Below are 7,204 nucleotides of genomic sequence, written 5' to 3' on the forward strand. Positions count from 1 at the left end.
CTCCTCCTCGACGAGCCGACCAACCACCTCGACCTGACGACGCGCGAGGCGCTCAGCATGGCCCTGAACGAGTTCGAAGGCACGGTCATGCTGGTCAGCCACGACCGGGCCCTGCTGCGCGAGGTCTGCGACGAGTTCTGGCTGGTCGCCGGCGGCGTGCTCGGGCCCTTCGACGGCGACCTCGACGACTACCAGCGCTGGCTGCTGGAGCAGTCGAAGGCCTCGGCGCGCAGCGCCCGCTTGGGCGGCGAGGCCCGCAGCGGCGCCAGTGCGGGGCCGCCGGCAGCGGCGAAGGCGGCGGCCGCGGCCCGGCTGCAGCGCGCCGACGCGGCCCGGCCGCTGAAGAAGGAGCTGAACCAGGTCGACAACCGGCTCGGCGTCCTCTTCGCCGAGCGCGACGCCCTGGAAGCGAGCTTCGAGGCCGATGCGGTCGATGCGGCAGCGCGGGCCGAGAACGGTCGCCGCCTCAAGGCGGTCGCGGCGCAGATCGAACAGCTCGAAGCCCGATGGCTGGAGCTCAGCACGCAACTCGACGAGATCGCAGAATCGGTGGACTGACCCTCCCGAAAGGACATTCATGAAGCTCGACAAGGTTCTCTACACCGCCCACGCGACCTCCACCGGCGGCCGCGACGGCACGGCGAAAAGCGACGACGGCATGCTCGACGTCAGGCTGACGGTCCCGAAAGGCCTCGGCGGCAGCGGTGCGCCGGGCACCAACCCTGAGCAGCTGTTCGCGGCCGGCTACTCGGCCTGCTTCCTCGGCGCGCTCAAGAACGTCGCCGGACGGCAGAAGGTCGCGCTGCCCGCGGAAACCTCGATCAGCGCCGACGTGGGCATCGGGCCGATCCCGCAGGGCTTCGGCATCCAGGTTGCGCTGCACGTGAACATCCCGGGCATGGACAAGGACGCGGCACAGAAGCTGGTCGATGCCGCGCACCAGGTCTGCCCGTACTCGAACGCCACGCGCGGCAACATCGAGGTGGCGCTGAGCGTCGCCTGATCGGCCGCGCCTACGCGGCTGCATGTCCGGCCAGCAGGCGCATGATCAGCTCGACGCGCGCCTTGGCCGGCGTCAGCGCCCCGGCCGACGGCAGCGCTGCATCGGTCTGCAGTTCCGGTTCGACGATCGCGCCCTCGGTGCAGCGCGTGCTGCGCAGCACGGCGACCCCGGCAGCGGCCGCCTGCCGCAGCGCCGCATCGAGCTCCCGGTGCACCATGCCGTTGCCGGTGGCGGCGACGACGATGCCGGCGCAGCCGGCGGCGACGAGGGCGGCCACCTGTCGCGCGTCGGCGCCGGCGCCGCTCGCGACGACGGCGACGAAGGGCCAGGCGGCGTCGGACTTCGGCAGGACACCCAGGCCGAGCGCCTCGCCTCGGGGCAGGGGGCGCAGCACGCGCAGCGTCCCTTCCTCGACCCGGCCGGCCGGCCCGGCGTCTCCCGAGGCAAAGGCGTCGAGCCGGACCGGGTGCACCTTTCGGACGTCGGCCGCGGCGTGGACGAGGCCCGCGAAGACGACGACGACGCCCGGCTCGCCCGCCTGGGTCGCCACGACCAGGGCGTCGGCAAGGTTGCGCGGGCCGTCTGCCTCACTCGATGTCGCCGGGCGCATGGCCCCGGTCATCACCACCGGCTTGGCCGGCGCCAGGAGCCGCTGCAGGAAGTAGGCTGTCTCCTCCATCGTGTCGGTCCCGTGCGTCACGACCACGGCCTGCACCTCGGGCCGGGCCACGTGGTGCGCGAGGCGCTCGGCGAGCCGATGCCAGGCCATGAAGTCCATGTCCTTGCTGTCGAGTTGCGTCACCTGCTCGCTCTCGAGCACGAAGCCTGCGGGCAGCGCCAGGCCATGCACGAGCGCGCCGACCGGCAGCGTCGCCGAGCGGTAGCGGAGGTGATCGGCCGCCGTGGCGGCGGTCCCGGCGATGGTGCCGCCGGTGCCGAGAACAACGAGGGTCCGGGTCGTGCTTTGCATTTGGCGTCAAACTGGATGAAAATACAGGCCTGGATATTTGTTCAGCCACCTACAGCGACACGAGAGGGAGCCACCCCATGCAGGAGAGCCCCAAGCTCACGGACCGTCAGCAGCAGATTCTCGACCTCGTGCAGAGCGCCATCGAGCGCACCGGCGCGCCGCCCACGCGCGCCGAGATCGCCAACGAGCTCGGCTTCAAGTCGGCCAACGCGGCCGAGGAGCATCTGCAGGCGCTGGCGCGCAAGGGCGTGATCGAGCTCATCGGCGGCACCTCGCGCGGCATCCGCCTGCGGACGGAGACGCTGCGGGCCCTCAACCTCGCCCGCGGCAAGCAGTACAGCCTGCCGCTGCCGAGCCTGGCCCAGCTGTCGCTGCCTCTCATCGGCCGCGTCGCGGCAGGCAGCCCGATCCTGGCCCAGGAGCACGTCGACCGCACCTTCCTCATGGAAGCGAGCATGTTCGCGCGCCGGCCCGACTTCCTGCTCAAGGTGCGCGGCATGAGCATGCGCGACGCCGGCATCATGGACGGCGACCTGCTCGCCGTGCAAAAGGCAAAGGAAGCGAAGAACGGCCAGATCGTCGTCGCCCGCCTCGGCGACGACGTCACCGTCAAGCGCTTCAAGCGCACGCGCACGGGCATCGAGCTGCTGCCCGAGAACCCGGATTTCGAGCCCATCGTCGTCACCGCCGCCGACGGCTTCGAGATCGAAGGCCTGGCCGTCGGCCTCATCCGCAACAACATGCTGATGTGACATGGTCATCAAGGCGCCGAAGGCGAAGAGCGCGGCAGAGTGCATGCGCCTCGAGCAGCTGCCGAACATCGGCCCCGCGCTCGCGTCCGACCTGCGCCTGATCGGCATCCGCACCCCGGCCGACCTGGGCGAGGAGGACGCCCTCGCCCTCTACCGCCGGCTCTGCCAGGCCAAGGGCCAGCGCCAGGATCCCTGCGTTCTCGACACCTTCATGGCGGCGACCGACTTCATGCGCGGCGCCGCGGCAGCGCCCTGGTGGACGTACACCGCGGAGCGCAAGGCCACGTTCGGCGCGGTCTGAGGCCTTCGCCCATCCTCCGCAGCAGGCCCGGCCGGGAACTGGCCCCCTGCAGCCTGCCAATTCACGCCATCGAAGCACGGGCCGGCCGGAACAATGGCAGGCCGGCACCCCTGCCAGCGATCCTCGCCCACCGATGTTCTCGCGCTCCATCAGCTTCCTGTCGGCCGCCTGGCGCCTTTCGACGCAAAGGGCGGTGGCACGCGTGGAGAGCCGGCCGCCCGCCGTGGCGCAGGCCGTCGGCACCGAGACGGGCTGGCGTGCCGCCTTCGGCCGCAGGGCCCGCCGCGAAGCCCTGGCCGCGGCCCGGCTCGAGGTCGCCGAGATCGTGTTCGACGTGCCCGCGGCCGAGGCCGGCGGCGTCCTCTACCGCGTCGGCCTCGCCCGCACGCTGCACGAGCTGTGGCACCTGCGCGAGGAGATCTTCAGCCTGATCTCGCGGCATCATGGCCAAGCCGAGGCAGCGACCCGGCTCGCCGCCCTCGACCATCACTTCCCCCAGCGGACCCACGCCGCCCGTCACGCCCGCGCCGAACGCGCCTGAGCGCGCCCGAGCGCGCCTGCACGGCGCCGCAGATCGGGCGCCTCAGCGCGGCGTCGCCACCGGCGGCATGGCACCCAGGAAGTCGCCCTTGCCGAGGTCGACGCCGTAGTGGCGCAGCAGCGCGTACGTCATCGTCACGTGGAAGTAGAAGTTGGGCAGGACGAAATGGCGCAGGTAGTCCTCGCCCTTCATCGTCATGGAGCCGTCGCGGCGCGGCACGGTGATGTCCTTGGCATCGCTGCCGTCGATCTGCGCCGCGGGCACGGAGCGCACGTAGGCGACGGTCCTGGCGATGCGCTCGCGCAGCTCGGCGATCGAGGTCTCGCCGTCGTCGAACTTCGGCGCCTCGCTGCCGGCCAGGCGGGCGACGCAGAACTTGGCCGCATCGCAGGCGATCTGGATCTGCTTGGAAAAGGGCAGCATGTCGGGCGCCAGCCGGGCGCCGAAGTACACCGACGGGTCGAACTTCCTGGCGGCGGCGTGCGCTTCGGCCTTGTCGAGCCACGTGCCGACGTTGCCCAGCATGCGGACGAAGACCGGCACGCTGGCTGAATACATGGTGAGCGGCATGAAGCCTCCGTGGGGTAGGCCGCGATGCTAGCCCCGCCTTCCCGCACGTGCACAATCGACAGAGCGGTGGCGACCCGAGCGGCCACGCGCTCCGTCTGCGTCCCCGTGAACATCATCATCCTCGACGACTACCAGGATGCCGTGCGCAAGCTCCGCTGCGCGACGGTCCTGGAGACGCTGAACGCGAAGGTCTTCACGAACACGGTCAAGGGCATCGGCCAGCTCTCGGTGCGACTGCGCGACGCCGAGGTCCTGGTCCTGATCCGCGAGCGCACCCACTTCCCGCGCCAGCTGCTCGAGAAACTCCCGAAGCTCAAGCTGATCTCGCAGACCGGCCGGGTCGGCTCGCACATCGACGTCGAGGCCTGCACCCGCCTCGGCATCGCCGTCGCCGAGGGTGGGGGGTCGCCGGTGGCGCCGGCGGAGCTGACCTGGGCCCTGATCATGGCGGCGATGCGGCGGCTGCCGCAGTACATCGGCAACCTCAAGCACGGCGCGTGGCAGCAGTCGGGCCTGAAGGCGGCGTCGATGCCGCCGAACTTCGGACTCGGCATGGTCCTCCGCGGCCGGACCCTCTGCATCTGGGGCTACGGCAAGATCGGCCAGCTGGTCGCCGGCTACGGCCGCGCCTTCGGCATGAACGTGCTGGTCTGGGGCAGCGAGGCTGCACGCGAACGTGCCCGCGCCGAAGGGCACGCCGCCGCCGACAGCCGCGAGGCTTTCTTCGAGACCTGCGACGTGCTGACCCTGCACCTTCGCCTGCACGACAGCACGCGCGGCATCGTCAAGCTCGAGTCGCTGTCGCGCATGAAGCCGACGGCGCTCATCGTCAACACCTCGCGCGCCGAGCTGATCGAGGAAGGCGCCCTCGTCTCGGCGCTCAACCGCGGCCGGCCGGGGCTCGCCGCCGTCGACGTGTTCGAGAGCGAGCCGACGCTGCAGGGCCACCCGCTGCTGCGCCTCGAGAACGCGATCTGCACGCCGCACATCGGCTACGTCGAGCAGGACAGCTACGAGCTGTACTTCAAGGCGGCGTTCGAGAACGTCGTCAACTACATCGCCGGCCAGCCGACGCACATCGTCAATCCGGAAGTGCTGCGGGCCGGGGCCTGATGCCTCCCGCATTCGCGGTGCGGCAGAAGCACGTCGAAGGCTCGCTGCTGTTCGGCAACTTCGTGATCGGCTGCGGCGTCATGGTCGTGGTCGGCACGCTCAACGACATCAGCCGCTCGCTGGCGGTGTCGGTGTCAATTGCGGGGCAGCTCGTTTCCGCCGCCGCGGTGGTCATGTGCCTAGGGGCGCCGCTGCTCGCCGGCTGGTCCGGCCGCTTCGACCGCAGGAAGCTGCTCGTCGCCGCCCTCGCCTGGTACGCGGCCGGACACGCGCTCTGCGCACTGATGCCGAGCTTCGCCGGCCTGCTCCCGGTGCGCGCCCTCACCGTCCTCGGTGCTGCCGTGTTCACGCCGCAGGCCGCGGCCGCCGTCGGCGCCCTGACCCCGCCCGAGCAGCGCGGCCGGGCCATCACCTTCATCTTCCTCGGCTGGTCCTTCGCGTCCGTCGTCGGCATGCCGGGCGCCTCGTACCTGGGCGATCTCTTCGGCTGGCGCGTCGCCTTCCTCGTCATCGCCGTCCTCGCCCTCGGCGCCGCGGTGTGGGTCCACCTCGCGGTGCCGGCCGGGCTGCGCGCGGCGCCGCTGACCCTGGCCTCGTGGCGCGGCGTGTTCGGCAATCCGGTCCTGATGGCGATCGTGATCGTCACCGCCCTGGCCGGGGCCGGACAGTTCACGCTCTTCTCGTACTTCGCGCCCTACTTCCGCACCGTCTTCGGCGCCGGGACGACCGAGATCACGCTGCTCTTCGTGTGGTTCGGCTTCTTCGGCCTCGTCGGCAACCTGCTCGCGTCCCGCTACGTCGACCGGGTCGGCGCCGCGCGCGCCGTCGACTTCACCGTCCTCCTGATCGCCGCGTCGCTGCTGGTCTGGCCGCTGGTGGGCAGCATTGCCGGCCTGGCCATCGCGCTGGTGCCCTGGGCGCTGGCGTGCTTCTCGGCCCAGTCGATGCAGCAGGCCCGCCTCAACGCCGCCGCACCGGCCCTGGCGCCAGCACTCATGGCCCTCAACACGTCGGCGATCTACCTGGGCCAGGCCGCCGGCGCCGCGAGCGGCGGCTGGATCATCGCCCGGCACGGCTACGCGCTGCTCAGCTTCTTCGGCCTCGCCTGGCTGGTCGCGGCGCTCGCTCTCAGCGTCTGGTCGAGCCGGGCCATGAAGCGGCCGCCGGCGTGAGCGGCGCGGCGCCCGGTCCGGCCGACGCGCCGGTGTCCGCCAGGGCCGGCCCGGCCTCGCCGGCCGACCTCTTCTTCACCTTCAACCGCCTCGCCCTGCAGGGATTCGGCGGGGTGCTCGCCGTCGCGCAGCGCGAGCTCGTCGAGCGACTGCAATGGCTCACGCGCGAGCAGTTTGTCGAGATGCTGGCGATCAGCCAGGTGCTGCCGGGACCCAACATCGTCAACCTGTCGCTGATGCTCGGCGACCGCTTCTTCGGCCTGCGCGGCGCCTTCGCCGCCCTCGGCGGCATGCTCGCCGTGCCGATGGTGATCGTGCTCGCGCTCACCGCCGCCTATGCCGAATTCTCGCGGGTCGCCGTCGTGTCGGGGGCGCTGCGCGGCATGGGCGCGGTCGCCGCCGGCCTGATCGTCGCCACCGCGATCAAGCTCGCCGCGACGCTCAGCGCGAACCGGCTCGGCGTGCCGCTGGCGGCGGCCTTCGTCGCCGCGACCTTCGTCGCCGTCGGCGTGCTGCGCTGGCCGCTGGCCTGGGTCACGCCGTCCCTCGGGGTCGTCGCGGTGGCAATCGCCTGGCGGCGCTGGGGCTAGGGCCTGTTAACGCTATGGGAGGGTTCGCGTGACTCGGCAAAGGGCCGCCCGCAAGGCGCAAATGCTCGCCGTAGCCGCTGCTACGGCGAGCATTTGCAACGCGGCAGGCGGCCCTTTGCCGAGATCACCCGAAGGGCCGGTGCGGTGCGGGCTGCAGGGCGGCGTTGCCCGCTCGTTGTGTGCCAGAGGCAC

At 71.5% G+C, this 7,204-nt stretch carries 9 protein-coding genes and 1 pseudogene; 8 read left to right on the forward strand and 2 right to left on the reverse strand.

All coding sequences use genetic code 11. The features are described from left to right. Together AC30N0_RS11280 and AC30N0_RS11285 are read left to right on the forward strand one after the other, a co-directional pair. Nucleotides 1-558 (forward strand): annotated as a pseudogene (locus tag AC30N0_RS11280) (ABC transporter); the annotation flags it as partial. Nucleotides 559-577: 19 nt separating this feature from the next. Next, nucleotides 578-1,003, forward strand: a complete 426-nt coding sequence (locus tag AC30N0_RS11285) for an organic hydroperoxide resistance protein (protein WP_489518008.1) — start codon at nucleotides 578-580, stop codon at nucleotides 1,001-1,003. 10 nt (nucleotides 1,004-1,013) lie between these two features. On the opposite strand, the gene AC30N0_RS11290 is transcribed toward AC30N0_RS11285, so the two are convergent. After that, nucleotides 1,014-1,973, reverse strand: coding sequence for an asparaginase (locus AC30N0_RS11290; RefSeq protein ID WP_489518009.1), 960 nt, complete (start codon nucleotides 1,971-1,973; stop codon nucleotides 1,014-1,016). 77 nt (nucleotides 1,974-2,050) lie between these two features. Here AC30N0_RS11290 and lexA point away from each other — a divergent pair, with 77 nt between their 5' ends. The 3 genes from lexA (at nucleotide 2,051) to AC30N0_RS11305 (ending at nucleotide 3,567) form a co-directional block, all read left to right on the forward strand. After that, complete coding sequence (lexA, locus tag AC30N0_RS11295; protein ID WP_489518010.1) at nucleotides 2,051-2,725, forward strand: transcriptional repressor LexA; 675 nt, start codon at nucleotides 2,051-2,053, stop codon at nucleotides 2,723-2,725. Between the two features lies 1 nt (nucleotide 2,726). After that, the gene (locus AC30N0_RS11300) at nucleotides 2,727-3,026 is read left to right on the forward strand and encodes a helix-hairpin-helix domain-containing protein (RefSeq protein WP_489518011.1); all 300 of its coding nucleotides are present in this window, start codon (nucleotides 2,727-2,729) and stop codon (nucleotides 3,024-3,026) included. 133 nt (nucleotides 3,027-3,159) lie between these two features. Then, nucleotides 3,160-3,567 carry a hypothetical protein gene (locus AC30N0_RS11305; RefSeq protein ID WP_489518012.1) on the forward strand — a complete coding sequence of 136 codons (408 nt, stop codon included), beginning with the start codon at nucleotides 3,160-3,162 and terminating at the stop codon, nucleotides 3,565-3,567. Nucleotides 3,568-3,609: 42 nt separating this feature from the next. On the opposite strand, the gene AC30N0_RS11310 is transcribed toward AC30N0_RS11305, so the two are convergent. Beyond that, nucleotides 3,610-4,137: a DUF1993 domain-containing protein gene (locus AC30N0_RS11310; protein WP_489518013.1), complete on the reverse strand. Its 528-nt coding sequence runs from the start codon at nucleotides 4,135-4,137 to the stop codon at nucleotides 3,610-3,612. Nucleotides 4,138-4,242: 105 nt separating this feature from the next. Here AC30N0_RS11310 and AC30N0_RS11315 point away from each other — a divergent pair, with 105 nt between their 5' ends. The 3 genes from AC30N0_RS11315 to AC30N0_RS11325 are packed head-to-tail and all read left to right on the forward strand — an operon-like array spanning nucleotide 4,243 to nucleotide 7,012. Further along, complete coding sequence (locus AC30N0_RS11315; protein ID WP_489518014.1) at nucleotides 4,243-5,250, forward strand: D-2-hydroxyacid dehydrogenase family protein; 1,008 nt, start codon at nucleotides 4,243-4,245, stop codon at nucleotides 5,248-5,250. Continuing rightward, entirely contained in the window at nucleotides 5,250-6,422 is a 1,173-nt protein-coding gene (locus tag AC30N0_RS11320) for an MFS transporter (protein WP_489518015.1), read from the forward strand. The genes AC30N0_RS11315 and AC30N0_RS11320 overlap by 1 nt, the downstream gene beginning before the upstream one ends. Beyond that, on the forward strand, nucleotides 6,419-7,012 hold the full coding sequence (locus AC30N0_RS11325) for a chromate transporter (protein WP_489518016.1): 594 nt from the start codon (nucleotides 6,419-6,421) through the stop codon (nucleotides 7,010-7,012). Before AC30N0_RS11320 ends, AC30N0_RS11325 begins: the two co-directional genes overlap by 4 nt. Nucleotides 7,013-7,204 lie beyond the last annotated feature (192 nt).

Source organism: Rhizobacter sp., from assembly GCF_031412495.1.
Classification (GTDB): Bacteria; Pseudomonadota; Gammaproteobacteria; order Burkholderiales; family Burkholderiaceae_C; genus Schlegelella_A.

What these genes read in the sequence shown, in the direction of transcription:
- AC30N0_RS11310 (WP_489518013.1), bottom strand. Translation starts at nt 4,137, where the DNA reads ATGCCGCTCACCATGTATTCAGCCAGCGTGCCGGTCTTCGTCCGCATG.
- AC30N0_RS11305 (WP_489518012.1), top strand. Translation starts at nt 3,160, where the DNA reads ATGTTCTCGCGCTCCATCAGCTTCCTGTCGGCCGCCTGGCGCCTTTCG.
- lexA (WP_489518010.1), top strand. Translation starts at nt 2,051, where the DNA reads ATGCAGGAGAGCCCCAAGCTCACGGACCGTCAGCAGCAGATTCTCGAC.
- AC30N0_RS11300 (WP_489518011.1), top strand. Translation starts at nt 2,727, where the DNA reads ATGGTCATCAAGGCGCCGAAGGCGAAGAGCGCGGCAGAGTGCATGCGC.
- AC30N0_RS11290 (WP_489518009.1), bottom strand. Translation starts at nt 1,973, where the DNA reads ATGCAAAGCACGACCCGGACCCTCGTTGTTCTCGGCACCGGCGGCACC.
- AC30N0_RS11320 (WP_489518015.1), top strand. Translation starts at nt 5,250, where the DNA reads ATGCCTCCCGCATTCGCGGTGCGGCAGAAGCACGTCGAAGGCTCGCTG.
- AC30N0_RS11285 (WP_489518008.1), top strand. Translation starts at nt 578, where the DNA reads ATGAAGCTCGACAAGGTTCTCTACACCGCCCACGCGACCTCCACCGGC.